This is a genomic window from Enterococcus sp. 12F9_DIV0723, assembly GCF_002174375.1.
Classification (GTDB): Bacteria; Bacillota; Bacilli; order Lactobacillales; family Enterococcaceae; genus Enterococcus_A; species Enterococcus_A gilvus.
In genome coordinates, this window is record NZ_NIBK01000001.1 from 359,329 (window position 1) to 383,517 (window position 24,189).

Annotated in this window: 25 protein-coding genes and 1 other annotated feature; of the genes, 17 read left to right on the plus strand and 8 right to left on the minus strand. The window is 40.8% G+C overall.

Annotated elements, in window-relative coordinates; genetic code table 11:
- Nucleotides 1-27: 27 nt before the first annotated feature.
- The 3 genes from A5868_RS01885 to A5868_RS01895 all read right to left on the minus strand — a co-directional run bounded on the left by A5868_RS01885 (nt 28) and on the right by A5868_RS01895 (nt 3,314).
- A complete protein-coding gene (locus A5868_RS01885; RefSeq protein WP_086305779.1) occupies nt 28-837 on the minus strand; it encodes a Cof-type HAD-IIB family hydrolase in 810 nt (269 codons plus the stop codon).
- A gap of 137 nt (nt 838-974) precedes the next feature.
- Nucleotides 975-2,081: a glycerol dehydrogenase gene (locus tag A5868_RS01890; RefSeq protein WP_176281385.1), complete on the minus strand. Its 1,107-nt coding sequence runs from the start codon at nt 2,079-2,081 to the stop codon at nt 975-977.
- Nucleotides 2,082-2,279: 198 nt separating this feature from the next.
- Nucleotides 2,280-3,314 carry an FUSC family protein gene (locus A5868_RS01895; RefSeq protein WP_086305777.1) on the minus strand — a complete coding sequence of 345 codons (1,035 nt, stop codon included), beginning with the start codon at nt 3,312-3,314 and terminating at the stop codon, nt 2,280-2,282.
- 133 nt (nt 3,315-3,447) lie between these two features.
- Nucleotides 3,448-3,575: a sequence feature (ribosomal protein L20 leader region), on the plus strand.
- A gap of 27 nt (nt 3,576-3,602) precedes the next feature.
- Between A5868_RS01895 and infC the strand changes: the two genes are divergently transcribed.
- From infC to A5868_RS01920, 5 genes are all read left to right on the plus strand, one after another.
- Nucleotides 3,603-4,127, plus strand: a complete 525-nt coding sequence (gene infC, locus A5868_RS01900) for a translation initiation factor IF-3 (protein ID WP_010747120.1) — start codon at nt 3,603-3,605, stop codon at nt 4,125-4,127.
- A gap of 73 nt (nt 4,128-4,200) precedes the next feature.
- Nucleotides 4,201-4,401 carry a 50S ribosomal protein L35 gene (rpmI, locus tag A5868_RS01905; RefSeq protein WP_010742869.1) on the plus strand — a complete coding sequence of 67 codons (201 nt, stop codon included), beginning with the start codon at nt 4,201-4,203 and terminating at the stop codon, nt 4,399-4,401.
- 61 nt (nt 4,402-4,462) lie between these two features.
- Nucleotides 4,463-4,822: a 50S ribosomal protein L20 gene (gene rplT / locus A5868_RS01910; RefSeq protein ID WP_010781965.1), complete on the plus strand. Its 360-nt coding sequence runs from the start codon at nt 4,463-4,465 to the stop codon at nt 4,820-4,822.
- A gap of 208 nt (nt 4,823-5,030) precedes the next feature.
- Nucleotides 5,031-5,159 carry a hypothetical protein gene (locus A5868_RS19280; RefSeq protein WP_010781964.1) on the plus strand — a complete coding sequence of 43 codons (129 nt, stop codon included), beginning with the start codon at nt 5,031-5,033 and terminating at the stop codon, nt 5,157-5,159.
- Between the two features lie 165 nt (nt 5,160-5,324).
- On the plus strand, nt 5,325-7,880 hold the full coding sequence (locus A5868_RS01920; protein WP_086305776.1) for an HAD-IC family P-type ATPase: 2,556 nt from the start codon (nt 5,325-5,327) through the stop codon (nt 7,878-7,880).
- Between the two features lie 9 nt (nt 7,881-7,889).
- Here the strand turns inward: A5868_RS01920 and A5868_RS01925 are convergent, their stop codons facing one another.
- Nucleotides 7,890-9,338, minus strand: coding sequence for a helix-turn-helix domain-containing protein (locus A5868_RS01925; protein ID WP_086305775.1), 1,449 nt, complete (start codon nt 9,336-9,338; stop codon nt 7,890-7,892).
- 159 nt (nt 9,339-9,497) lie between these two features.
- On the opposite strand from A5868_RS01925, the gene A5868_RS01930 reads away from it, so the two are divergent.
- From A5868_RS01930 to A5868_RS01955, 5 genes are all read left to right on the plus strand, one after another.
- The gene (locus tag A5868_RS01930; RefSeq protein ID WP_086306027.1) at nt 9,498-9,800 is read left to right on the plus strand and encodes a hypothetical protein; all 303 of its coding nucleotides are present in this window, start codon (nt 9,498-9,500) and stop codon (nt 9,798-9,800) included.
- Between the two features lie 125 nt (nt 9,801-9,925).
- Nucleotides 9,926-10,852 carry an aldo/keto reductase gene (locus A5868_RS01935; protein WP_086306028.1) on the plus strand — a complete coding sequence of 309 codons (927 nt, stop codon included), beginning with the start codon at nt 9,926-9,928 and terminating at the stop codon, nt 10,850-10,852.
- A gap of 688 nt (nt 10,853-11,540) precedes the next feature.
- Nucleotides 11,541-12,746, plus strand: a complete 1,206-nt coding sequence (locus A5868_RS01945) for a glycine C-acetyltransferase (protein WP_010781959.1) — start codon at nt 11,541-11,543, stop codon at nt 12,744-12,746.
- A 38-nt stretch (nt 12,747-12,784) separates the two neighbouring features.
- Entirely contained in the window at nt 12,785-13,786 is a 1,002-nt protein-coding gene (locus tag A5868_RS01950; RefSeq protein ID WP_086306030.1) for an NAD-dependent epimerase/dehydratase family protein, read from the plus strand.
- 246 nt (nt 13,787-14,032) lie between these two features.
- On the plus strand, nt 14,033-15,382 hold the full coding sequence (locus A5868_RS01955) for an APC family permease (protein WP_086306031.1): 1,350 nt from the start codon (nt 14,033-14,035) through the stop codon (nt 15,380-15,382).
- A gap of 42 nt (nt 15,383-15,424) precedes the next feature.
- On the opposite strand, the gene A5868_RS01960 is transcribed toward A5868_RS01955, so the two are convergent.
- The gene (locus A5868_RS01960; RefSeq protein WP_086306032.1) at nt 15,425-15,859 is read right to left on the minus strand and encodes an acyl-CoA thioesterase; all 435 of its coding nucleotides are present in this window, start codon (nt 15,857-15,859) and stop codon (nt 15,425-15,427) included.
- A gap of 4 nt (nt 15,860-15,863) precedes the next feature.
- Nucleotides 15,864-16,703: an NAD(P)H-hydrate dehydratase gene (locus A5868_RS01965; RefSeq protein WP_010781955.1), complete on the minus strand. Its 840-nt coding sequence runs from the start codon at nt 16,701-16,703 to the stop codon at nt 15,864-15,866.
- Nucleotides 16,704-17,002: 299 nt separating this feature from the next.
- On the opposite strand from A5868_RS01965, the gene pepV reads away from it, so the two are divergent.
- The 3 genes from pepV to A5868_RS01980 all read left to right on the plus strand — a co-directional run bounded on the left by pepV (nt 17,003) and on the right by A5868_RS01980 (nt 20,571).
- Nucleotides 17,003-18,415 carry a dipeptidase PepV gene (pepV, locus tag A5868_RS01970; protein ID WP_086306033.1) on the plus strand — a complete coding sequence of 471 codons (1,413 nt, stop codon included), beginning with the start codon at nt 17,003-17,005 and terminating at the stop codon, nt 18,413-18,415.
- Nucleotides 18,416-18,548: 133 nt separating this feature from the next.
- Nucleotides 18,549-19,481: a nucleoside hydrolase gene (locus A5868_RS01975; protein WP_086306034.1), complete on the plus strand. Its 933-nt coding sequence runs from the start codon at nt 18,549-18,551 to the stop codon at nt 19,479-19,481.
- Between the two features lie 196 nt (nt 19,482-19,677).
- Nucleotides 19,678-20,571, plus strand: a complete 894-nt coding sequence (locus A5868_RS01980) for an SDR family oxidoreductase (protein ID WP_086306035.1) — start codon at nt 19,678-19,680, stop codon at nt 20,569-20,571.
- Nucleotides 20,572-20,613: 42 nt separating this feature from the next.
- On the opposite strand, the gene A5868_RS01985 is transcribed toward A5868_RS01980, so the two are convergent.
- Nucleotides 20,614-20,949 carry a hypothetical protein gene (locus A5868_RS01985; protein WP_010781951.1) on the minus strand — a complete coding sequence of 112 codons (336 nt, stop codon included), beginning with the start codon at nt 20,947-20,949 and terminating at the stop codon, nt 20,614-20,616.
- A 290-nt stretch (nt 20,950-21,239) separates the two neighbouring features.
- Here A5868_RS01985 and A5868_RS01990 point away from each other — a divergent pair, with 290 nt between their 5' ends.
- From A5868_RS01990 to A5868_RS19285, 4 genes are all read left to right on the plus strand, one after another.
- The gene (locus tag A5868_RS01990; RefSeq protein ID WP_010781950.1) at nt 21,240-21,557 is read left to right on the plus strand and encodes a thioredoxin family protein; all 318 of its coding nucleotides are present in this window, start codon (nt 21,240-21,242) and stop codon (nt 21,555-21,557) included.
- A 9-nt stretch (nt 21,558-21,566) separates the two neighbouring features.
- On the plus strand, nt 21,567-22,022 hold the full coding sequence (locus A5868_RS01995) for a universal stress protein (protein WP_010781949.1): 456 nt from the start codon (nt 21,567-21,569) through the stop codon (nt 22,020-22,022).
- A 210-nt stretch (nt 22,023-22,232) separates the two neighbouring features.
- Nucleotides 22,233-22,844 (plus strand): YtpR family tRNA-binding protein, encoded by a 612-nt coding sequence (gene ytpR, locus A5868_RS02000; protein ID WP_086306036.1) that lies wholly within the window; start codon nt 22,233-22,235, stop codon nt 22,842-22,844.
- Nucleotides 22,845-23,202: 358 nt separating this feature from the next.
- Nucleotides 23,203-23,352 carry a hypothetical protein gene (locus A5868_RS19285; protein ID WP_254908392.1) on the plus strand — a complete coding sequence of 50 codons (150 nt, stop codon included), beginning with the start codon at nt 23,203-23,205 and terminating at the stop codon, nt 23,350-23,352.
- 616 nt (nt 23,353-23,968) lie between these two features.
- Here A5868_RS19285 and A5868_RS19200 read toward each other — a convergent pair.
- Nucleotides 23,969-24,189: transcriptional regulator (locus A5868_RS19200; protein ID WP_087654066.1), on the minus strand; the 221-nt coding region annotated here is incomplete at its 5' end.

Here is a 24,189-nt window from a genome sequence, read left to right on the forward strand (position 1 = left end):
TTAATAACGAAGAAAGCAGGATTTAACTTAAAGTATAAAGGATTCGATGACTTCAGCTACCGCACTTTGTTCATGATTGGCGTTAGTAGTATGCTGTGCCGCCTCTTTGACTGCGGGTACGGCATTTGCCACAGCGATTCCTAATTCTGCTGCACGAATCATTGCCAGATCATTGGTATTATCACCGATAGCAATGGTTTCATTCATCGGAATAGCTAAGTGTTCCGCCAGTGTCTGTAGCGCAATCCCTTTATTCACACCTTTGGGGTTGAACTCAATGTAGCGGTTGGAAGAATAACTGATCTCTAATGATTCCCGCAGGTCAAGAGGCATTTCTTTTTCTATTTTTTCTAAATAGCTGCGATCTAAATTTTGAAATAAAGCTTTGTAGCAAGTCTGATCTTTTAGAAAACCAAAATCATCATCTAGTCTTTTTTCATGGGGAATCGTTAATAAGTAGGCGTCCTCATCCGGGTTACTGTGATAAACATAGGTTTGATCAAACGTGTAAAGATGAATTGCCACTTCGTAATTTGATCCAAATTCAAACAAACGAGCAAGTGTTTCAAAATTCATGGGAAAGTCTTTGATAATCGTCGGGCCTTGATTTTCCACGACAACACCGCCGTTGAATCCAATCATGTAATGCGCCGCTTTATTTGCAGCGTCCAATTCTTCCAAAGTTTGTTTGATCGAATAAAATCCGCGACCAGTCGCAGGTGCGAATACAAGACCGTTTGCCTCTGCTTTTTTTATCGTTTCTCGTGTCTTTTCGGATACATGTCGGCCTTTATCTAATAATGTTTCATCCAAGTCACAAGCAATTAATCGGTACATAGAAGAGCCTCCTTCATTTTTCTTGTCCTCATTATAGCAAAAACCAAGGGAAGGTATTTGGTTTTACAAACTTTCTATAGAAAAACACGCCATGAAAGGGACGCGTTGTCCGGTTTCATGGCGTGTTAGTATAGTGCTTATTTTGGAAAATAAGTCGTGACGTATGTATCAACTGCTTTTAAAGCCGCTGCTACATCTTCCGCGGTAACGTTCATGGTCATCTCGTGAATTGTCTCTTCGTCAATGGTTGCTTGTTTGCCTACTTTTAAAAGATTGTCATAAGAAGCGTCTTTTAAATGCAGGTCTTCCAACGTGGTAGGCAATCCGAGTAATTGATATAAGTCGATATATTCATTCAATTCTGCTTCTTCCGCATTTTCTAGCATGAGTTGAGTGAGGGTACCATAGGCTACTTTTTGGCCATGGGAAAGCTCATGGATATCGCCGTTTAAGACAGTGAAGCCATTGTGGATGGCGTGTGCAGCGGCCAATCCAGCACTTTCGAAGCCAAGGCCGCTTAACAAGGTATTGGCTTCAACGATTTGTTCGAATGCCTCAGTGACCACATGCGCCTTGTTTGCCTCAATTGCTTTGAGCGCATTTTCAAAAAGTACTTCTTCTGCTTTTTCTGCAATCGCCATTCCGGCAGAAGTTTGAGAACCTCCGGCCATAGTTTTCCCACGCTTTTGTGCGACAGCGCGTGCTTCAATAAAGGTAGCCAAAGCATCAGCGATCCCATCTGCCAATAGTTCAGAAGGCGCATTTACGATGACTTCGGTATCAACCAATACTAGATCAGGGTTTTTATCATAGAAACGATACCCTTCAAAAACGCCCTCTGGCGAATAAATGACGGAAAGCGCAGAGGTAGGAGCATCAGTGGAAGCAACCGTCGGTAAAACAGCTAACGGTAATTGAACATCATCGGCGACGGCTTTTCCTGTGTCGATCGCTTTTCCTCCTCCTAAGGCTACGATCACGTCAAGATCTTTTCCTTTTGCATCTTCAGAGATCCGATCAATCTCTTTTTCTGAGGCTTCACCGCCAAAAATTTCTTTGACCGGATGCATCCCGTTCTCTTCCATTGTTTTAAAAAGTTCTTTGCCGGCGATTTCCCAAACTTCTTCGTCGGTAATAAGTAAGGGGGTCTCTCCTAAGGCTTTGATGTACTTTATGCCGTCTTGCAACATGCGTTTGCCTTGAACATAACGAGACGGACTTGCAAAAATTCTTTCCTTAGTAATAACCTCCAATAATTGATTATATTCAGTGTTGCACAGAAAGAAATCGATTTCAAAAAATACGCTTAGTTATTTTATTGAACTCAGCCTATTTTGAATAAGAAAAGTACAAAAGAAAGCGCGCAGGAATTATTCCCCACGCGCTTAATTTAAAAAGTAAAGTTATGTAAATATTCTACTGTCCAATATGGGACATGAGAGTTACTTAGAATGAAATTTCCGATTGTAGAATGTCAAACTGGTGCTCATGAGCCAACCGGCTAAAAGTCCGATCAAACTACCAATCACGATTCCTAAGAAACGAAATTGGATTAAACTATAAAGATATTGTTGTCGAACCAATAACGAAAGCATCAATGCCATCGGCGTAGAAAAGAATTGGGCGATCGCATAGTTACGTCTAATAAAATATTCAACTGTGACGAACAAGGTGGTGATCACGAGTAAGGTTGCAAAAATGGATAAGTGTAAATTTAACAGTAAAGCAGCAATTGCTAATCCGACTGCAGTTCCGAAAATTCTCTGTACATTTCGATGCGCCATCGCGCGCAGATTATCTGCCTGCAAAATAGAGGCACAGGAAACGACTAGCCAATAAGGATTTCTTAGTTGCAGGCCCACACTCAAATACACAGCAAAAAAGAGTATCCCGCTATACAAAAGACTGTCCATAATAACTGCAGGATCATCATTTATCCGACTTTTTAATGATCGTGAGGCAGTCTCGGCCGGTAGGGGGGATGTTTCTACAAAGTGCAAAAGCAATGCAATGATCAATGCAAACAATACACCGAGAAAAAAGTAGCCACTCATCACGGGGATTTTATGTAAAGGAATCTTTGTGCTAGTACCCATAGCTGTAACCATAATGATAAAGAATGGTCCTGGCTTAGAAATGCCATAAAGACGAAAGAAAAAGCGACCCAAAAAGCCGACAAGAGCGACCACAATAGGTGCTGTCCAGGCTGCATGAGTGGAGAGCATTCCTAAAAAGTTGCTCGAGATCAAAAAAAGACCAACAATCATCAAGCGAGACATTAATTGTTTTAATGGAAGTCGTTGATAATAGAGAAAAGTAAAAATACCTAAAGAACCAAAACTGGAGATGGCAAGTTGATGGGATAAATACCCGGTGAGTAAAACGCTGATCATACAAAGGCCGGCGCCAATTAAGCGAAACGGGGAATCCTTTGTTTTATTATAATGAATCAATTCTTTAAAAAAAGATTGCTCCATTTCATCACATCCTTCTTATATAGGCTAGCACAAAAATAAAAGAAAGTTCAATAGAAACTTTCTGAAAACGATTGTTTGTTAAGAAAAAAAGGTTGACATTCCATAGAATAGATTGTATACTTGTAAAGTTGAGAAATGAAAGCAGAAGCACCCGCTTCTCGCCTTACGCGAATATCTCGCTGGGCTAGATAGTTAATGACTGATCTTTTCGATGAGTCGACTACGTGCGGGTTCGTAAAGAACTCGTTTTTTTATTTGTTTTTTTTCTCTCAAAAATTTTGGAGGTGAATGACCATAGCAAAGGATATGATGGTTAACGACGGCATTCGTGCACGTGAAGTACGTTTGATCGGACAAGACGGCGAACAATTAGGTGTTAAATCAAAAGTTGAAGCCTTAAAAATTGCTGAACAAGCAAACCTTGATGTAGTCCTAGTAGCTCCTGGTGCGAAACCACCTGTAGCACGTATTATGGATTATGGGAAGTATCGCTTCGAACAACAGAAAAAAGAACGTGAAGCGCGCAAGAAGCAAAAAGTGATCAACGTTAAAGAAGTTCGTTTGAGCCCAACAATCGACGTGAACGATTTTAATACAAAACTTCGTAATGCACGTAAATTCTTGGAAAAAGGCGACAAAGTGAAAGCTTCGATCCGTTTCAAGGGCCGTGCCATTACCCACAAAGATATTGGTCAAAAAGTTCTTGATCGCTTAGCTGAAGAAACTGCCGATATCGCGACAGTGGAACAAAAAGCGAAGATGGACGGACGTAGCATGTTCTTAGTGCTTGCACCGAAAGAGAAGAAAGACTAGCAATAATTTTGAGAATGCATCTTTGACTCTGGTTAAAGAGTATGCGAAATGAAAAGTAGGAGGAATTTTAGTCATGCCAAAACAAAAAACACATCGCGGTTTAGCAAAACGTGTAAAACGCACCGGTAACGGCGGTTTAAAACGTTTCCGCGCATTTACAAGTCACCGTTTCCACGGTAAAACAAAAAAACAACGTCGTCAATTACGTAAAGCGTCTATGGTATCAAAAGGCGATTACAAACGTATCCGCCAACAATTGGCACGCATGAAATAATTGCGCAACCCGCTTTACAACTTTAAAAATTCAATGATTTATTTATTAGGAGGAATTAAACATGGCACGTGTTAAAGGTGGAACTGTAACTCGTAAACGTCGTAAAAAGACATTAAAACTAGCTAAAGGTTACTACGGTTCTAAACACACTCTATTTAAAACAGCTAAAGAACAAGTAATGAATTCATACAACTACGCATATCGCGATCGTCGTCAAAAGAAACGCGACTTCCGCAAATTGTGGATTGCACGTATTAACGCTGCAGCTCGTATGAACGGCTTGAGCTACTCAAAATTAATGCACGGTCTTAAAGTTGCCGGTATCGAAATCAACCGCAAAATGTTAGCTGATTTAGCAGTTAACGATGCAGCTGCTTTCACTGCACTAGCTGACCAAGCAAAAGATTCATTAAACAAATAATTGTTGCGAAACAATCTTTTAGCCTGCTCTTGTGAGCGGGCTTTTTTTATTGTCTGAATGAAGAGCAAGAGGCACGTGTGCGCAAGCATATTAGAAGATACATTGAAACACTTGTGCTATGGTTAATACATAGAATAACTTGAACGGTTATTTCGTTGTACTGTTTCATTTTCTTTGGTCATAAACGAAGTATTAGGAGGGAAATAGCATGAAAACATTGTTTAAATTTATGGTAGCCAGCACATTGGTCGTAGGCGGCGTATTGGTTGCAGGAACTATTTTCACAACGAAGAAGATTGATGAATACGGGGACGATCTGCAAAACTTTTTACATTAATCTTTTTCTATTAATCATTGAACAGTCACGTGCCATTTCATTTGGTGCGTGACTGTTTTTTGTCGTAAACACAATTATTTCAGGGCTCCATGAAATTATCGACCTTAAAAAATGCCAGAAATCCGTATACTTAAGGTATCAGATAAATGAGATGGAGGAATGAATATGAAGTGGTATAAACAATCAACTGAAGAAGTTTTGAATAAACTAGAAGCGAAACCCACGGGATTAAATAAACAAGAACGTAAAGCCCGTTTAGAAAATCATGGACCGAATAAGATGGCAGAAAAGGAGCAGGTCAAACTGTGGCGAAAAATTGGTAAGCATTTTACCGATCTGTTAATGATCGTATTGATCGCCGCTGCTTTGCTGAAATTTGCGACGGGTGAAGTGGTTGAAGGCGGAATTATTTTCTTAGTGGTGATCGTCAACGGATTTGTCGGTTACTGGCAAGAACGCAAAGCAGAAGAGTCTTTAGATGGATTAAAGCAAATGATGGGACAAGAGGCGACCGTTTTGGATGATGGTCAGCCGATAACGGTTGATTCTGAAGCCTTAGTTCAAGGAGATGTCGTCGTTTTAAAGGCCGGGGATATCATCCCTGCTGATTTACGTTTGATCGAGGTTCATGATCTTGCTGTAGAAGAGTCTATCTTGACGGGGGAATCTGAAGCTGTTGAAAAATCGGTGGAAGCAATCTCTCAAGAGGCACAGGCGGGAGATCAGTTGAACATGGCTTTTTCTGGAACGCTCGTACAGACCGGGTCAGCACGTGGTTTAGTGGTCGAGACTGGAGATGCTACTGAAATAGGAAAAATCAATCATGCGCTGCAATCGATCCAAGCACAGACAACACCGTTAGTAAAAAAGATGCATCAATTAAACCAGCAAATCTTTCGCGGCATTTTAGCATTGATCGTTTTCCTGCTATTCTTTACGAGTTTCAGGTACGGGATGGATTGGAGCTTGATGTTCTCGGCAAGTATTGCCTTGATCGTTGCGATGATCCCGGAAGGACTGCCAGCCGTTTTGACCATGATCTTGTCAATGGGCGTGAAAGAAATGGCGGATGAGAATGCCATCATCAAAGCAATGCCAGCAGTAGAAACGTTAGGATCAATGACTGTCATTTGTTCGGATAAAACAGGAACACTTACGAAAAATGAGATGACTGTACAGGAAGTTGTAACGGACAAGTTGCCTATAGTCAAAGAAATTATGAACAACACGCAAGAATTGAAGACGAAAGACAGTCAGAAAATAGAAGAGATCCATGGAAACCCAACGGAATTAGCGTTGCTGAATTATGTAGCAGAAGACGAGCAGCTATTAAAGCCTGTTTTAGGTAAAATTCCTTTCAGCTCAAGCTACAAGTACATGGCAACGATGCATGATGAGAATGAGGAACGGGTGATTTTTGTTAAAGGTGCCCCAGAAGTTCTATTGGAAAAATCTGCATTGTCCACGGAAGAAAAAGCCAAATGGGAGAAAAGCGGTCTAGATCTAGCTAGTAAAGGTCAAAGGGTCTTGGGATTTGCTTACAAGAAAGTATCCTCTAGTGACGAATTGACGCATGACGCATTAGAAGAATTGTCGTTTGCTGGGTTGGCAGGGATTATTGATCCGCCGAAGGAAAGCGCGATTCGTGCAGTAGCCCAGGCTCAGGAGGCGGGCATCTCAGTGAAAATGATCACTGGCGACCATAAGGCGACCGCACAAGCAATCAGTGAGCAAATTGGCTTGAAGCACACATCCAAAGTACTTGAAGGTTCAGATATTGATGGCCTGACGGATGAAGAGCTAACGAAGGTTGTTGGAAAAGTCGATGTATTCGCTCGGACAACACCGGATCACAAATTGCGTATCGTAACAGCCTTGCAGAAGAAAGAGGAAATTGTGGGGATGACTGGCGATGGGGTCAATGACGCACCCGCTTTGAAGCAAGCAGATATTGGAATCGCTATGGGAATCAAAGGCAGTGAGGTCAGTAAGCAGGCAGCAGATATGGTCTTAGCGGATGACAATTTTTACACGATCGTAAAAGCGGTCAAAGAAGGCCGCAGGATTTTTGATAATCTGCAAAAGACAATTAACTTCTTTTTACCAACCGCATTGGCACAAGGGTTAATCGTAATTTTAGCCTTATTGATGAATCAACCATTGCCATTGACGCCAATCCAGATTTTATGGGTCAATATGGTGACGACCATCACGCTGTCTTACGCATTAGGCTTTGAAAAAGCAAGTGATGACACGATGAAACGTCCGCCAAGAGACACGAAGATGGGGATCCTGTCAGGATATAGTTTCTTCAGAATCCTATATGTGTCCTTGTTGATCATGATCCCAGCTTACTTCTTATCGATGCAGTTCGAGGGAGTCGCACTGCAACAGACGATTCTTTTACAAAGCATCGTTTTGGGACAGGCAGTCTACATGATCAATTGTCGTGAAATGTTTGATCGGGCAATTAATCGTCGTTTCTTCGAAAATAACTTCTTGTTCCTTTCATTAGGAATCCTCTTTGTTCTTCAATTAGGCGTCGTCTTCTTACCAATTGGACAACAATTAATTGGAACGACCGCACTTAGTTTGGTCCAACAGGGGATTATTGCTGGAAATGCGCTACTATTATTCTTGGTTGTAGAAATCGAGAAGCGAATCAGCAAAGGGATTTTCCAAAGAAAAGAAAAAGCGGTCAGTCATTACCAAAATGACTAACCGAGTTGCTTATAAATAGGAACGAGAGGTGAGTTCAGTCAATTGACTGAGCTCATTTTTTGTTGGCATCGTAGAAATATAGAGTACTGGTAATGGCGTAGAATCCAATGGAATATTTGAGAGAATCATATCTCCCGAATGGACTCGCAGACCATTTAGTTGCGAAGGCTCGAGCGGAATCAAATTGATCCGTTTTCCCAAAAGATCATCTAATTCCTGTTGTAGAAAGGCTTTCCAGGCAGGTTCTCCTTGAAATACAAAGAAGACGGTCCGCATATGGGGCTGAATCATAAAAATTGCCTGCTGGCTCAATAGAGAGAAAAGATTGATAAAGTACGTTTGATCCCCGATAGTAGAAAATTGTGGCAAGCTATTAAACAGCAGCGTGCTCTTCTCGCTTAAAATGGTGTATTCTTCATTTCTTTGTACCAACAGTTCCTGGTATTCTAATTGAAATTGTCTCGATAAAGTAGGCGATTCTGCATATTTCAATAACAGCAGTAAGATGTTTGTGGAAAGATTTGTTTGGAGGAGCGATTTCAATGTTAGTTCGTCGGCGATTTCTTGGACGGTTTGTTCCGCTTTCTCACGTAATTCGGAATACTCAGTCTTCAAAACCTCTGAGACCCGATTTCCTAGAAAATTATTGTAGTTCCAACTTTCTAAAAAGCAGAAAAAAGCAAAAAAGATTTCTTCGTCTCGCAAGTAAACACCTTCTTTTTCGTAAAGCCTCTTTAAAAGCGGACCATAAAGACTAAACAAAGGATCGTTGGCGTCAAAAGCAAAATTATCAATGGGGCATCCGGCTTTGATCCGAATGTTATTGATAAAAAACCAGCAAATTCCAAAAATCTGTTCGGTATCCACCGTGAGCTCATCCTTGAGGTCTTTGGTCAAAAAGTACAAGTAGTGCTCCTCGTGGATGGAATAATCTTCAAAAAAGTAATTGTTGTGAGTGAAAGGTACCAGCAAACGATGATAAAAAATTCGGATCGCGCTTTCCTCACCTGTAAGATAGGCACTTGTTGACGTTAAGCGAATCCTGATATTAAATGGCTGCAATTCGCGGTTGATTTTGGTTCGCTGACGTTTGAGTGTTTCATAGGACACACCCGTCTCATCAAGAAATCGCGGAACATTCAATTCTTTGGTGAAAAAAAGGTCTTTGACCAACTGCAGGCTCACGGAATGCGGCAAGAAGGCTTCCCAAATTTCATTAGTCAGGGAATGTTCTTGGGCCGTTAATCGAATGCCGTTGTTATCAGAATCTAATTGCCAATTTTCGGGCAAGTACCCTCGAATAAGCTGGAGATCAGAAAAAATCGTTCGTTCCGTAGTACCGATTTTTTTTGCTAATTCTTTAGCTGTTAACTGTGAATGGTTGAGAAGTTGCTCTAAAAGTAAAATTTGACGATAGATATCTTTTTCAGTGATGATTTTTTTTAACATGGAATACATAGAGGAACCCTCCTTCAAAAATAAGCATACGAAAGAAGGGCGGGGTAGGTCAAGCTGCACCTTATTCGAGTGGGTATATAAAGTAGGGGTTTTTTTGGTTGTATGGTAAAGTAGGCTGAAGTTCTGAGTTAAAGTATTATAGAAGAAAGGGAGATCATTATGATCAAAGTTGTGTTTACGTATCGAACCACTAAAAAAGATTTACCTGAGTTAATGGAAAAATTTGCTGAATCAGGCCGCAATCCCAAGTTTCATTCAGAGGTAACCAATCAAAAAATTGAGATGTTTCAACGAACGGATGGAGAAGATGTCTATATCGTGTTAGATATCTATTACAATTCGAGGGAAGAGTTTGAAGAAAGAACGCGTTTTGAAAGAAGTTTGCCCGAATGGAACGCATTATGGTTTGCACCAGACATCAAACATACGGAAGTCAGCGTCGACGTATTTGATGTATTGTAGCCGAAGGATTTACTCGTTTAGAAGAAGGTTCCCTTACTCACAAGAGTTTGGGATTTTTTTTATCATTAAAATAGTCTATACTTCTATAGGTAAGTAAAAATGTTTTATCAGAGAGGATGGACACGATGTTACAACGAAAAATCGGGAACAGCTATTGGGAAACTTCAGCGATTGCTTTAGGGATCATGCGAATGACAGCGCTAACGCCACAAAAAGCGGCAGAGGTTTTAGAGACAGCATTAGAAAGTAAAATCAACTTCATCGATTCAGCAGATATGTATGGCGATGGAAAATCAGAAAAAGTTTTTGGTGCAGCTTTAAAAGAAGCAAAAATTTCTCGTGACAACTTCTTTATTCAATCAAAAGGCGGCATTGTCACAGGCGATGACAAGCGCTATGATTTTTCAAAGCAACATTTACTAGACTCTGTAGATGGCATCTTAGAACGGATGGGTATTGACTACTTAGACAGCTACTTATTGCACCGGCCAGATCCATTGATGGAACCGGAAGAAATCGCAGAGGCCTTTGACATGTTGCAAGCAAACGGAAAAGTACGTCATTTCGGCGTGTCTAACTTTAATCCAGAACAATTTCAGTTGCTGCAATCTCATGTTGATCAAAAATTATTGATCAATCAGCTGCAGTTTTCAATTATGCACACAGGAATGATCGATTATGGTATGCATACGAACATGACCGATACACGTTCCTTCGATCATGATGGTGGCGTACTAGAATTTTCTCGTCGCAAAGGTGTGACGATCCAAGCATGGTCACCATTCCAATATGGTTTCTTCGAAGGCGTCTTCGTGGATAACGAGAAATTCCCAGAATTGAATGAGTTATTAGCGACACTGGCTAAAAAATACGACACGAACAAAAACGCGATCGCGACTGCTTGGATTTTACGTCATCCAGCGAATATGCAAGTGATCCTCGGTACGATGAATCCGACGAGAATCAAGGAAAGCGCAGCGGGCGGCGATGTGACCTTGACGAAACAAGAGTGGTACGATGTGTACTTTGCGGCAGGGAATGATTTGCCGTAATAAGTGATACCTGTTTACTAACCTTCTCAGTGGTAGAACTCTTCTACCGTTGAGGAGGTTTTTTGTTGAAGACAAATAGATAAGCAACAAGCAGATTATTCATCTATATAATAGAAAGCTTTTTACGAAATAACGAGAGACCAATCAAAGAGAGCTTGCTTCTAAAAAGAAGGCTTTGGTCTATCAACTAAAAGAAAAGGAGTCACGCGACAAAGAGAAAGAGCGCTTTTTTAATAAGAATCTCATATTATTTTTGGGTGATTCGATAAAAAAAGATGAATTTGAATTTTTGTATGAAAATAATAACGGTTTTTATTTGAAAATGATTAGAAGGATGGAGGGAGGGGAAAGAGGCTGTTTTTGAACCAGTAAAAACACAACAAAGTAGAAGTTGTGATTGTAATCGTTAACAAAATGATTTTATAGCGATTGGTATACTAGCTTTTAAAGGTATATTAAAAATTATCGAAGCCGTTTTGGGATTTTATTGTGAATATATGAACTTTATAATCCTGTCTCTTATACACATCTAGATGTGTATAAGAGACAGGTTGTAAACGTTATCAATCGCTTATAAACTAAGGGTGTAAGTTACGAAAGCGCAAACAGCAACTCAGCTTTTCGTTTTGCTTGAGTGGAAAAAATAACAAATCGGTTTGCGCAATAACAAGTATGGAGGAGAATCGTTATGAGTTCAAAAGTTCTTGACCAATTTCTAGAAACGAACTTGGAAGATCTAAAAGCAAAAGGATTGTTCAACACTATTGATGTTTTGGAGGGAAGCAATGGTCCAATCATTACTGTCAATGACCAAAAAATGATCAACCTGGCTTCTAACAACTATCTAGGATTTGCTACTCGACCTGAAATGATCGAAGCAGACGTAGAAGCAACAAAACATTACGGAGCAGGCGCAGGCGCTGTTCGAACAATCAATGGAACTTTAGACATTCACCAAAAATTAGAAGAAAAAATCGCTGAATTTAAAGGAACGGAAGCAGCGATCGCGTTCCAATCTGGTTTCAACTGTAACATGGGTGCCATTTCAGCAGTAATGAAAAAAGGGGATGCGATTTTATCAGATGAATTGAATCATGCCTCTATTATTGACGGGTGTCGTTTATCTGGTGCGAAGATCATTCGTGTAAATCATCAAGATATGGAAGATTTAGAAGCGAAAGCAAAGGCTGCGACAGAAAGCGGCGAATACAACAAGGTGATGTATATTACTGACGGTGTCTTCTCAATGGACGGCGACGTAGCAAAAATTCCTGAAATCGTAGAAATTTGCGAAAAATACAATGTCATTACTTATGTGGACGATGCACATGGTACAGGTGTTATGGGTCATGGTCACGGAACAGTAAAACATTTTGATATGCAAGATCATATCGATTTCCAAATGGGAACATTATCAAAAGGGATCGGTGTTGTCGGCGGATATGTGGCTGGTACAAAACAATTGATCACTTGGTTGAAATCGCAAGCACGCCCATTCTTATTCTCTACATCTTTAACGCCTGGTGCTGCTGGTGCTTGTATCAAAGCAATTGATTTAATCGAAGAACATCCAGAATATGTGGATACATTGTGGGAAAATGCCAATTACTTTAAAGACGAATTGAAACGAATCGGTTACGATATCGGTCAATCAGAAACACCAATTACTCCAGTAATCGTCGGTGATGAAAAATTAGCACAAGAGTTCTCTAAGAAATTATTAGAAAACGGTGTTTATGTAAAACCTATCGTATTCCCAACGGTGCCATTAGGAACAGGCCGTGTACGGAACATGCCGAATGCAGGACATACGAAAGAAATGCTAGACGATGCTATCAAAGTATATGAAAAAGTCGGTAAAGAATTAGGAATCATCAAAGAAACAGTCAAATAAAAACCAACTATACGAGAGACAGAGAGGAAGAGACATTCATGAAAAAAGTATTGATCACAGGCGCATTAGGACAAATCGGTTCAGAATTAACAGAAAGATTACGCAAAGATCTAGGTGTTAAAAATGTTATCTCAACAGATATTCGTACTGTTGAAGGCAGCCCAGTTGTTGAAAATGGTCAATTTGAAGAATTAGATGTAACGAACTATGACAGCTTCTTAGATATCGCTAAACGTTATGAAGTGGATACGATCATCCATTTAGCAGCATTATTATCTGCAACTGCTGAAAAACGTCCAGCATTTGCATGGAATTTGAACATGACAGGATTAATGAATGCATTAGAAGTTGCACGTGAAATCGGACCGAAAACAAAATTTTTCGCACCATCTTCCATTGCAGCCTATGGTCCAGACTGCGAACCAGACAACACACCGCAAGATACAGTGATGCACCCTACAACCATGTATGGAGTGACAAAAGTTGCAGGTGAATTATTAGAAAATTACTACCATGATAAGTATGATGTGGACAGCCGTTCGGTTCGCTTCCCAGGCCTGATCTCATACAAAGTGGAACCTGGCGGCGGTACAACAGATTACGCGGTAGATATTTATTATGAAGCATTGAAAAACAAATCATACACGTCCTTCATCGACAAAGGGACTTATATGGATATGATGTACATGGATGACGCGATCGAAGGAATCGTGAAATTGATGAACGCGGATGCAGATCGCTTGGAACACCGCAATTCATTCAACATTACGGCAATGGCATTTGAACCTGAACAAATTGCAGCGTCAATTCGCCGTCGTATTCCTGACTTTGAAATGAAGTATGATGTAGATCCAGTTCGTCAAGGAATCGCTAATTCTTGGCCAAATTCGATTGATGATAGTGATGCTCGTAAAGAATGGGATTTCAGTCCTAATTTTGACTTAGATAAAATGACAGATGAAATGTTAGAACGTTTATCAGCAAAATTTAAGGCTGAAGGTGTAGAAACAAAGATTTCTTTTGATAAAGTCAATTCATAAAATGGCAAGGATTTCTTAATAGAACATGAGGGGGAAATAAGAAAAAAGGAAATGTTTAAAATAACGTTTCCCTTTTTCTTTCTCCATGTTAAAATAATGTCCGAACAAATAAAGAAAGTTATTGAACCCTTGGTATATCGCAATTTTTTGTCTTATTTCTATTGTCTAATAACTTTTACTATTTGTTTTGGATGTCAAGTTAAGAAGTGAACAAACAGTCACTTCGAATTTTAAGGAGGAAAATTTATGGCAGTCGACCAAACAGAAGTCGTTGGTTCGCCAAAAGGTGAATTGAAACGAACGATGACGTTCTTTCCGGCACTTTCAACAGTAATGGGTACTGTAATCGGTGCAGGGGTATTCTTTAAAGCAGCCAGTGTTGCTGCAGTGACAGGCTCCACCAGCTTACACATGTTGTCTTGGTTCTTAGGTGGTTTGATCAGTGTCTGTGCCGGATTGACGGGTGCGGAATTAGCTGCAGCAATCCCAGAAACAGGCGGGATGTTGCGCTATATCGAACGCGCGTATGGAGAATTCTGGAGTTTCTTATTAGGCTGGGCGCAAGTAATTATTTATTTCCCGGCAAATGTAGCCGCTTTGGCAATCATTTTTTCAACACAGTTTATCAACTTGTTCGGTATGAGTCCTTCATTATTAGTGCCGATCGCGATCGTTGCTGCGACTTCGATCATGCTGATCAACTTCTTGGGATCAAAAGCCGGCGGGATGTTCCAATCAATCACGTTAGTTTGTAAGCTTGTTCCTTTGGCATTGATCGTTATTTTCGGATTGATGCGTCAGGGTGATGTAACGGTGAGCTTGTTCCCAGTCACTGCGGGTCCTGCTGTTGGTGGGTTTGCTCCAGCTTTAGGTGCAGGTCTATTAGCTACAATGTTCGCTTATGATGGCTGGATTCATGTTGGGAATATCGCTGGAGAATTGAAAAAACCAGCACGTGACCTTCCTCGTGCCATTGCTGGCGGAATCTTAGGGATCATGGTCGTTTATCTATTGGTTCAGTTTGCTTTCCTACGTACGATGAATATTTCTGACTTAGCTGGAAATGACAATGCAGCGATGCAAGTAGCCAACACGATTTTTGGCGGCATGGGCGGTAAGTTAGTAACGATCGGTATTTTGATCTCTGTTTACGGGACGATCAACGGCTACACCATGACTGGTATGCGTTTGCCGTATACAATGGGTCTTGAAAAACAATTGCCATTCTCTGATAAATTAGTGAAGCTGAATAAAAACCAAGTTCCTTACATTGCAGGGATTTTGGAATTAGTAATCGCTATCGGTATGATGATGATCGGCGGCTTCGATATGCTGACAGATATGTTAGTATTCGTAATCTGGATCTTCTACACGCTCGTATTTATCGCGGTTATCAAATTGAGAAAAACAGAACCAGATTTGGTTCGTCCTTACAAAGTGCCGCTTTACCCAATCATTCCAATTGTTGCGATCATTGGTGGACTCTTCATCTTAGTAATGACGTTGATCAACCAATTCCAATTAGCGATGATCGGTATTTTGATCACAGCATTGGGTATTCCTTTCTATATGTACTTGAAGAAAAAATACAAATAGTAAACGATAAAAAGCACGCTCCCATCATCGGAGCGTGTTTTTTTAAACGTCTTCTTTGGTTGTTTCATAATAGGTCAAAAATAATTCATGCAGCGCAGGGTGCGTTCTCTTCAGATGGACTAGACGATTGGTTTCATAAGACATAAAGCAATGCTGACTTGTGCCTGTAGTGACCAATTTTTCACCATTGTAGACGCGGTATTCGAAGTCTAGGCGCGTGCCGGTATATTTCGTGACGATTGGCTGGATCAAAATTTGATCTCCAAAGCGAACCATTTCTTTATACTCGCAGCTGACACCTAATACAGGGATCATGATGCCATCAGCCTCGATTTTCTCAAAGGGACACTCCATAAAGGTCAGAGCATCCACGCGGGCTTCTTCAAACCAACGGATGTAATTTGAGTGATGAATGATGCCCATCTTATCTGTTTCGTAGTAGAAGGGCTTGCGGAGGTAGCCGGGATATTTTTCCATTAGGTTATTTCCTTTCAACGGCGTATTTTTTCATGTAGTGAGGCAAGGCTTCACTGATTGCAGTGGGAAGAACAACATAGTTTTTTTCAGCTAATGCATCGCCAATCAGACTATGAAGATAAACAGCTGCACCGATCGTATCGGTATTTTTTTCAAATTGTGCTAAAAATCCAGTGATCATACCAGCCAGGGTGTCACCCATACCGCCAGTAGCCATGCCAGGGTTCCCGAGCGGATTCTGATAATAAGCGACCGCTTCGTCATAGATGGTCGTTCGATGACTTTTCAAAACGATTCGCGCCCCTAACAAGGCTTGCTGGGCACGATTATTCTCGTCTGTCTGCTGTACAAACGTTAGTCCGCTCAGCCGCTCCCATTCGGCTTGATGAGGAGTGAAGATGGTGTGGTCAGCAACCTTTAGTTCGAGTTCTTGCTCGCTGAATAGAGTAATAGCGGACCCGTCAATTACTAGCCACTGGTCTTCTTTTTGATTTTTTAAGACATATTTTAAAAGCATTAGTGCTTCCTTGGCTAATCCAAGACCTGGCCCGATCAAGATGACGTCTGCGGTATCTAGGACATCATAGATCGTCTGTGATTCACTGAGATCAACGACCATTGCTTCAGGTAAACGTGTGTGCAACGGTGCGTGATTTTTTTCTGCAGTGATGACTGTTGTGAGACCAGCACCACTCTTGATACAAGCTTCGGCACTCATAATGATCGCGCCGCCATATTGATGATCGCCGCCAATCAACACGGCCCGTCCAAACGTTCCTTTATGAGAAATTTCCGGTCGTTTCGTGATGACTTTATGTAAAATGTTTTCGCTCAATTGAACCATCGAGCCACCTGCCTTCGTTGAATGATTAGTTTCAGTAGGAAGAGTAAAACAAAACTCGCTATGGGTATCATTATAAGGGAAAAAGGAGAAATTTTCCTAGCATTTCTTAAAGAGTTTTCATTTTTATTCTATTGAATAGAATGCTATCATTAGAGTGGTTTAAATTAAAGAATGTCCATTCAACTTTGCCCGTTTTTCTTTACGCTTTGGCGTATTTAAAAAAAGATGACCGGCATTCGAATGGTACTAATTTTTCCTGAAAAATTAATTCTTTAAAACGAATAAGGAGGAATCTTTCAATGACAATCGATTTTAAGAAAGAGGTCGAAGCACGCAAAGACGATCTATTAGCAGATCTATTCACTTTATTGCGTATCAAAAGTGAGCGTGAAGACGACAAAGTAACAAAAGAAGCACCATTCGGACCTGGACCGGTGGAAGCATTGGAAAAAATGCTGGAGATCGCAGAACGCGATGGCTTCACAACAAAAAATGTCGACAACTATGCCGGCCACTTTGATTATGGTGATGGCGATGAAACTTTAGGAATCTTCGGTCACTTAGACGTGGTACCTGCTGGCGACGGTTGGGATTCAGATCCTTACGAACCAGAAATTCGCGATGGCAAATTGTATGCCCGCGGTTCAAGCGATGACAAAGGCCCATCAGTTGCGGCTTACTATGCAGTAAAAATCATCAAAGAATTAGGCTTGCCAATCTCTAAAAAAATCCGTTTTGTCTTTGGTACGGACGAAGAAAGTGGCTGGGGAGATATGGATTACTACTTCGAACATGAAGAAAAACCTGACTTTGGCTTCTCACCAGATGCGTATTTCCCAATCATCAATGGTGAAAAAGGGAATGTAACGATGATCCCTCACTTTGATGGCACAAACGGCACATCCTATGTGTTAGTGAACTTCGAAGCTGGTCTTCGTGAAAACATGGTTCCCGGCAATGCAATGGCAGAAGTGAAAGTTGCCGATGCAGACGCTGCTGAAAAATTAGCGAAAGACTTTGCAGATTATGTAGAAAACAACCCAGTTAGCGGAAAAGCTGAAGTAGCTGGTTCAACAGTCACGCTTCATTTAGACGGAAAAGCAGCGCATGGTGCTTCTCCTCAATTAGGAACAAATGCTGGTACTTTCTTAGCAGTCTTCTTGAACAACTATGATTTCGAAAAAGGGGCAAAAGCCTTCATCGAAAACAGCGCAAACTATATCCATGAAGATGTGTATGGTAAAAAACTAGGCGTTGATTTCAACAATGAAAAAATGGGCGAATTAACCATGAACGCTGGAATCTTCAGCTTCAAAGATGGTCAAGACAACGATAACCATATTACATTGAACTTCCGTTACCCTAAAGGTACGACGAATGACGAAATCAAAGCAAAATTAGAAGAATTATTCGGTTCAGACGTGAAAGTGACAGAAGGCGCGCACCACATGCTGCCTCATTATGTCCCAGCGGATGATCCATTGGTAGCTACTTTGCTAGATACGTTTGAAGAACATACAGGTATTAAAGGGGAAGAAAAAGTTATCGGCGGCGGAACATTCGGTCGTTTACTAGAACGCGGTGTTGCTTACGGCGCTCAATTCCCAGGTTTCGAAGATACAATGCACCAAGCAAATGAGTACATGTCAGTTGAAGACATTTTGAATTCTGCAGTCATTTATGCAGATGCCATCTATCGTTTGGTAAAATAGATTTTTAGAAAAGCCACTTGCAATGAAAAATTGTAAGTGGCTTTTTTGTATGCCGCCTCTTGATTGGCAGAATAGCCGCAGGTATTGTATGATTTTTGAGAGGGATTCATTCATGAAGAGAAGGAGTGTAAAAATGACGCGAAAACCATTAATTATTAGTACTGATCCTGGGATCGATGATGCAGTAGCGATTGCACTGGCGTTATTTAGCGACGAGTTGGAGATCAAATTGATTTGTCCTATTTTCGGAAATGTCAGTCTGGCACATACAAAAGCCAATACAGAGAAATTACTGACCTTATATAAGAAAGCACCGAAAGTTGTAGTAGGAAGTGATCGGCCGCTTTTAAGAGAAGCGATCGATGCTAGTGAGATCCATGGCGAATCTGGCATGGACGGCTATAACTTTCCGCCTACTACTGTTTTTGCAGACGATTCTCTTACCGCAGTGGCGGCGATGCATGAGGTCGTCCAGCAAGAGGAAAAAACGACGTTAGTGGGTATTGGCCCATTGACAGATATTGCGTTGTTCCTTCATCTTTATCCGGAAGATTTAGCGAAGATCGAACGCATCGTCGTCATGGGCGGCAGTTTGGGTCGTGGGAATTATGGCGTTTTGTCAGAATTTAACTTTGCGGCAGACCCTGAAGCGGCCAAAATCGTTTTCAATAGCGGTGTGCCCATTCAAGTTGCGCCGCTGGAAGTAGGCGATCAAGCAAAAATTTTACCGGAGATCACAAATAAGGTGAGAAGCTTCGGGGAGATTGGGGAAATGGTTTACCAGTTATTTACGAAATACCGCAGCGGCAGTTACCAAGAGGGGCTAAATATGTATGATGCTCTTGCCATCGCTTTGATTGTAAGACCAGACATGTTTGAACTTACTTCTACAAGGATTGATATCGAGACTGTACCATCATTGACGTATGGCGCGTCATTGATTGATCTGGAAGGGTATCTCCAGTTGCCAGCCAATGCAGAAGTTGCGGTAAGTGTAGAGCCAAAGCAGTTTGAGGAGTGGTTTGTCGATACTTTTGCAAAAATAAAGGAATCTTCGTCGCGTTAAGCAGATAATTGTCAATTTTTGAAAATATCACGTAGGGTTGTATTTAGGAAGTGAAGATGCCAGTTCCATATTCTAACTTTTTCTGACTGCCAGTTCACGCTGTGAAAGTGGAAAATCATTGGAATGATTGACGGAATAAAAATCGAAGGAAATTATCCTAGGAAAATTAAATCTAACGTGTGAAAGAGGAGAGACGATGAACGAACCGAACTTGATCGACCCAAGAAGAATGTTTCATGAGAATCCATTTAAGAAACAAGACCAAGATACTCCTGCACTACAAGACGATATGGCACCTAAACCAGACTGTGGCGAAGACAGCTACGTCGGAAGCAAGAAATTAGAAAATCGACGCGTATTGATCACCGGAGGGGACTCTGGGATTGGACGTGCGGCTGCGATCGCCTATGCGCGAGAAGGCGCTGATGTTGCGATCCATTATTTCCCTGGAGAAGATAAAGACGCGAAAGAAGTGGCTGAATATATTGAAAAAGCTGGGAGAAAATCCCTGTTGCTGCCGTATGATCTGCGTGAAGATCATGCACCAAAAGAAATGGTAGAAAAAACGGTGGCAGCATTCGGCGGTCTAGATACACTTGTATTAAATGCCGCGCAACAAATTTCACGAGAATCTATTGAAGAATTGCCTGTTCAGCAAGTGGAGGATACGTTCAAAGTAAACATTGTCTCAATGTTTGCGATCGTGCAAGAAGCCTTGCCACATTTACCAGCAGGAAGCAGCATCCTTACAACAACCTCTGTTCAAGCATTCAATCCAAGCGATCATTTGATGGATTATGCGTCAACCAAAGCAGCGATCGCGAATTTCACGGTCAGTTTAGCCAGTCAGCTAGCGAAAAAAGGCATTCGGGTAAACGGTGTGGCTCCTGGCCCGATCTGGACGCCGTTGCAGTTGGACCACGGACAACCAAAAGAGGCCTTGCCTGAATTTGGTCAAGACTCATTATTAGAGCGTGCGGGACAGCCTGCAGAATTAGCGCCAGTGTATGTTTTCCTAGCATCAAATGATGCCAGTTACGTTACCTCTCAAATTTACGGAGTGACCGGCGGGGAACCAATCAATCTTTAGAAGAAAGCAAAAGCGTATGCCAGGATTACGGCATACGCTTTTTTAGTCATTGATGATACGATCGATACTTAAAACAGCCCCTGTTTTAGCATCTGCTTTGAATTCGTAAGCGACTAACTGATCATCCTCGGATCGAGTGATCCCACCTGAGAGAACATCCATCGTAATCGCAAATTTTTGAAGATGCTCCGTATCGAAAGAGATCCAAGAACCTTCGATCGGTCCTTCTTTTAAAAAGTCTGCTTTGATTTGGTCTAAGATTTTGTCTGGAGACATTTTTTGATTTTTTTTGTAATAGTGATTTGCGGCAATTCCAGCAGCTAAGCCAATGGATGACCCTACCGCGAGACCTTGCGCGAATTTTTTTGCTTTTTCCATGGTACAGTGTAACCTCCTTGCTTTCTCGTGATAGATCATGAAATTTCTATGTCTATGTTAGGATCAGACATCCTTAATCCCTGTCTGTTCCTTGTCTACGCTCTATTCTACCATTGTTGCAAAGCAAATTGAAAAATATATGCCATTCTTACAGACAAAATAATCGAAAGGCTGAGTGAGAGAGCTGTAAAACTATCCGACCATCGAAAGGCTGTCTTGAAGTAAGCTTCTTTCTCAAAAAGAATGAAACGTGTATAATTGGAGGTAGTAAAAGAAAAGGTCGTGACGAAATGATTATCCCTAAAAGTATCGAAGAACTAGCTGGTTATGCAGAAAAAGGGAAGAATGTTTTCTTCTTTACTGCGGATTGGTGCGGCGATTGTAATTTTATCAAACCACAAATGCCGGAGATCGAATCCATGTTTCCACAATTTCAATTTATTCAAGTGGATCGGGACGAGTACATTGATGTGGCAGCCGAGTGGAGTATCTTTGGGATTCCTAGTTTTGTCGTAGTCAATGACGGAGAAGAATTGGGTCGATTGGTCAATAAAAATCGTAAAACAAAGGATGAAATCGCTGGCTTCTTGCAACGAGTGGAAGGGTAGGAGATTGTCATGTTCACACAATCATATCAAAATATTTTAGTTGGGATCGATGGCAGCGATCAAGCCACAGAGGCTTTCAAAAAAGCGTTGGCCGTTGCTAAACGAAACCAAGGAACGGTCTATGTAGCGAATGTGATCGATCATCAAATCTATACATTTATGAGCTATTCGCCTTTAAATGAGAATATTATGGATCAATTGGCTGCGGATGCAAAAGAATTGATCAATCAATGTAAAGCGATCGGCAAGGACTTCGGCTATACGAAGATCGAAGGGATCATTGCATATGGTTCTGCCAAAGAAGCAATGGCTAAAACATTGCCGGAAAAATACAACATTGATTTAGTGATGGTTGGGCAATCGGGGTTGAATGCTGTAGAACGCTTCATGACCGGCAGTGTAGCCAGCTACGTGATCAAAGAAGCCTCTTGCGATGTCTTGATCGTTCATCCAAGTGCCGAATAAAAGCTGGTCTAACCAGCTTTTTATTTGGAGAAAAAGAATCGAACGCCTATGAGAGGAACGTGACAGTCTCAAATTTCTCAACAAATACGTTCTAATTTTTGCTTTAGTGTTCATAAAGCTAGTTCACAACTTTAGAAATGAAAAAACTCTCATGCAAAAGTCCCACTAGATTTGTTAAGATACGAGAGGACTATGACTGGAGGTATAAACGTGATTTTTGCGTATAATAAAGAAAATGTTGGCGACACATTAATGGTGATCGTCAAAAATGACGAAAATAAAGAAAACATTGCGGAGCGTAAAGAGAATGTCGCACGCATCCAAACAAAAGAAGGAACAACCGTTGCTTGGAATTTTTTCAATGTTTCAGACTACTTAATGATCCATGGAAATGGTCAGGTGGCGCTAACAGAAAAAGACATTGACGTGTTGAATGAACAATTGAAACGTGCCGGCTTTGAAGAGCGCTTAGCAGCAGACCTTTCTCCAAAATTTGTGGTGGGCTATGTGAAGACTTGCGTGGACCATCCAGATTCAGACCATCTGCATATCACGGAAACAGAGGTCGATGGCGGTGAAACCTTGCAGATCGTTTGCGGTGCTTCAAATATTGAAACGGGACAAAAAGTCGTTGTCGCAAAACCAGGCGCGATGATGCCAGACGGGCAAATGATTTGGCCAGGGAACCTACGCGGCGTAGACAGCTTTGGGATGATTTGTTCAGCCAAAGAATTACACCTGCCAAACGCACCTGAGAAAAAAGGCATTCTCGTTTTAGACGACGATGCTAAAACAGGGGAACTGTTCGAAATAGGGAAATAAAAAACAAATTTGGCGGATAATTTCTCCTCTGAATAGGCTGTCAGCGAATGATTCTTCAGAGAATTCTTGTGGAATCTAACAGTCGAAAATCGCGATCACTTATATAGATCAAAACAAGAACCGATAAAGCATTTCATTGATTCGACTTTTTAGCATAGGTGGGGTGAAGGACATCTTCAAGTTTTACTCGGCGTTATCCAACGAGCAGGATAATCTGTTCCCTGAACCGAAAAAGTTCGCTAAGCTGCATTTTGTTTAAGAATATGCGAGCATCAACATGGCAATAAGAAGCAGGGCATCCTGGATGTTTTGATTATTTAACCGACCATAAAAAAATGTGGTGGTCTTTAACGATGACATGATTGATTTGGTGGTGTTTGATAAGAGCTGGACTATTATCGCAATAGGTAGTGCGGTGGACGAATTAAAGGGACTGGCGGATTATGTAACGGATCTAACTGTCGATGACGGAATCTATAAAGCGTGCAAGAAATTAAGCTGGATTTGATCTTAATACATATTTTTGAATACACTTCGCCGAAAACTGAAGAGGGATTTCATTTATTAATCATTCCCCTTTTTTTGTTGTTTCAAAAGCAATTCAAAGAAGCCTAATTCGAGTTTATGAAAAAAAAAACGGATACTATGCGATATGTGGAATCTACGCTATACTGCAACTCTTGAAACGAAGCTGAAGGTGTTGAACGATTATACGAAATCGAAGGAACATGGCGCTAAAATTAGGATTGAATTTAAAGTTGGTTTAGCTTCATTACAAAATGGACAGTAGAGTGATCGTTTACGTGCACGACAAGATCAACTCAATCATAGAAGACGGGAAGTAATCTATGATTTTGAATTTAGCAACATCCCAATGAGAGGTGATTGGGCATGTCGAACAGAATATTTTTAGCCTCATAATGGCAATGGGTAACATCAATTGGATTAGAAATAAATAGAAGCTGCGGATAATTTCTGCAGCTTCTTTGTGCGTCTATTTAAGGATTAATTCTTCATAAATGAATGAGAAGAGGATGCTATTCTGCCACATCTTTATTATGTCGAAAACAAGGAAAATGTAGAGGTATGTACGTTGATTTATAAATTTAATAAACAAGTAATCCTCAATTTTTACTAATCGCTATTATCTGCTTAAATACTCTAATTATATCATTTCGTTTATCTATAGAATTCAAATCATGAATTATTCTACTGATATCATTATCTTCCTTTTTGAAGGCAAAGAAAGAAGGATAGTCAATCTTGAATGCTTTAATAATTTTATCAAGTGTCTCAATTTTTATATTCTCAATTTGTCCCCGTTCAATTTTTCCTAAGTAGGATA

Bases quoted from the DNA above. Each gene is read 5' to 3' on its own strand.
- A5868_RS01885 (WP_086305779.1), bottom strand. From the start codon at position 837: ATGTACCGATTAATTGCTTGTGACTTGGATGAAACATTATTAGATAAA.
- A5868_RS01955 (WP_086306031.1), top strand. From the start codon at position 14,033: ATGGCAGTCGACCAAACAGAAGTCGTTGGTTCGCCAAAAGGTGAATTG.
- A5868_RS19280 (WP_010781964.1), top strand. From the start codon at position 5,031: ATGAAAACATTGTTTAAATTTATGGTAGCCAGCACATTGGTCGTAGGC.
- A5868_RS01995 (WP_010781949.1), top strand. From the start codon at position 21,567: ATGTTCACACAATCATATCAAAATATTTTAGTTGGGATCGATGGCAGC.
- A5868_RS01920 (WP_086305776.1), top strand. From the start codon at position 5,325: ATGAAGTGGTATAAACAATCAACTGAAGAAGTTTTGAATAAACTAGAA.
- A5868_RS01980 (WP_086306035.1), top strand. From the start codon at position 19,678: ATGAACGAACCGAACTTGATCGACCCAAGAAGAATGTTTCATGAGAAT.
- pepV (WP_086306033.1), top strand. From the start codon at position 17,003: ATGACAATCGATTTTAAGAAAGAGGTCGAAGCACGCAAAGACGATCTA.
- A5868_RS01895 (WP_086305777.1), bottom strand. From the start codon at position 3,314: ATGGAGCAATCTTTTTTTAAAGAATTGATTCATTATAATAAAACAAAG.
- A5868_RS01985 (WP_010781951.1), bottom strand. From the start codon at position 20,949: ATGGAAAAAGCAAAAAAATTCGCGCAAGGTCTCGCGGTAGGGTCATCC.
- infC (WP_010747120.1), top strand. From the start codon at position 3,603: ATGACCATAGCAAAGGATATGATGGTTAACGACGGCATTCGTGCACGT.
- A5868_RS01990 (WP_010781950.1), top strand. From the start codon at position 21,240: ATGATTATCCCTAAAAGTATCGAAGAACTAGCTGGTTATGCAGAAAAA.
- A5868_RS01945 (WP_010781959.1), top strand. From the start codon at position 11,541: ATGAGTTCAAAAGTTCTTGACCAATTTCTAGAAACGAACTTGGAAGAT.
- rplT (WP_010781965.1), top strand. From the start codon at position 4,463: ATGGCACGTGTTAAAGGTGGAACTGTAACTCGTAAACGTCGTAAAAAG.
- A5868_RS01950 (WP_086306030.1), top strand. From the start codon at position 12,785: ATGAAAAAAGTATTGATCACAGGCGCATTAGGACAAATCGGTTCAGAA.
- A5868_RS01930 (WP_086306027.1), top strand. From the start codon at position 9,498: ATGATCAAAGTTGTGTTTACGTATCGAACCACTAAAAAAGATTTACCT.
- A5868_RS19285 (WP_254908392.1), top strand. From the start codon at position 23,203: ATGATTGATTTGGTGGTGTTTGATAAGAGCTGGACTATTATCGCAATA.
- rpmI (WP_010742869.1), top strand. From the start codon at position 4,201: ATGCCAAAACAAAAAACACATCGCGGTTTAGCAAAACGTGTAAAACGC.
- A5868_RS01975 (WP_086306034.1), top strand. From the start codon at position 18,549: ATGACGCGAAAACCATTAATTATTAGTACTGATCCTGGGATCGATGAT.
- A5868_RS01965 (WP_010781955.1), bottom strand. From the start codon at position 16,703: ATGGTTCAATTGAGCGAAAACATTTTACATAAAGTCATCACGAAACGA.
- A5868_RS01935 (WP_086306028.1), top strand. From the start codon at position 9,926: ATGTTACAACGAAAAATCGGGAACAGCTATTGGGAAACTTCAGCGATT.
- A5868_RS01960 (WP_086306032.1), bottom strand. From the start codon at position 15,859: ATGGAAAAATATCCCGGCTACCTCCGCAAGCCCTTCTACTACGAAACA.
- A5868_RS01925 (WP_086305775.1), bottom strand. From the start codon at position 9,338: ATGTATTCCATGTTAAAAAAAATCATCACTGAAAAAGATATCTATCGT.